We start from the raw sequence: 1,022 nt of genomic DNA on the forward strand, positions 1-1,022 counted from the left end.
CCTCAGCATCCGCGAACAGCACGGGACCGCAATCGGCGGTCGAAGCGCCGATGGCGATGCCCGGCCGGTCGGTGACGATGGCGTCTGCCTTGGGCCGCTCGCCGGCAAAGGGCTCCCTGGCGATGATGACGTCGGGCGAATGGATTTGCCAGGCGGTTAACAGATGGTTCGCCGGCACGCCCATCCAGGCGGCGACGCGGCCGCGGTTCTCTGCGACCAGCGCCTGGTCGTCATTCGATCCGGTGCCGATGTTGAGGCCCTGGTAGATGCCGCCGGAGACACCGCCGATGCGGGTGAAATAGCCGTGGCGGATGCCTTGTGCCTGCGCCTTGTCCAGCAGCGGCGACCGAACGGGATCCGGTTTGGTCTGATTCAGCATGCGGGCGTTGTTGTCCGTGTGGGCGGTTTCGTCAAGAAGAAGGTGCTTGGTCGAGAACAGGCGCTGCAAAGCGCGGACGGGAGATTGGGAGGGGCGGCGGTAAAAAGTCAATCCGCCCCGGCGAAGGGCCGAACCGCCACGCCGCGAGGCAGTACCGCAAGCACCTTGAACAGCTCGCCCATGGCTTGCGGCCCTGCGAGGCGCTCGACGTCGCCGGCGATCCTTTCGCGCGCCGCCTGGCCGGCATCGGCGCCAAGCCGGCCGGCGCGCTCGAGGATGCCCATGCCGAGCAGGAAGTCGCCCTGTGTCGTCAGATGGGCTTCGAGGCCATGTGCACGCACGATCGCGGCCAGGGCGGCGAAATCGACATGGGAGGTGAGGTCGGCCTCACCGGGATTGGCCAGCACATCTTCGTGATCGTGGCTGCGCAAGGCCTGCAGCGTGTCCCCGACACCCGGCTGGAGATGGCCATAGTCGAGAAACAGGCCAGCGCCGCCATGCCTGGATATGCGCTCGGCGATCGTTGCCATGAGCGCGGTGCGGGCAGGCGCCACTTCGGCGATCGAACCTTGCGGCGCTTGGGTGGCATCGGCGGGCAGCAGCGTCGGGTCGACCGAGCCGGCGCCGGCGAAGAAGCAAAGGT

At 67.6% G+C, this 1,022-nt stretch carries 2 protein-coding genes; both read right to left on the bottom strand.

Annotated elements, in window-relative coordinates; translation table 11 throughout:
* The coding region (locus tag EN750_RS36035) for a laccase domain-containing protein (RefSeq protein ID WP_189526735.1) at nt 1-379 on the bottom strand (379 nt) is incomplete at its 3' end.
* Between the two features lie 107 nt (nt 380-486).
* Nucleotides 487-1,022, bottom strand: a 536-nt coding sequence (locus EN750_RS36040; RefSeq protein ID WP_189526737.1) for an SAM-dependent methyltransferase, incomplete at its 5' end; no start/stop codon positions are given.

The sequence above is a fragment of the Mesorhizobium sp. M7A.F.Ca.ET.027.03.2.1 genome (assembly GCF_003999175.1).
Lineage (GTDB): Bacteria > Pseudomonadota > Alphaproteobacteria > Rhizobiales > Rhizobiaceae > Mesorhizobium.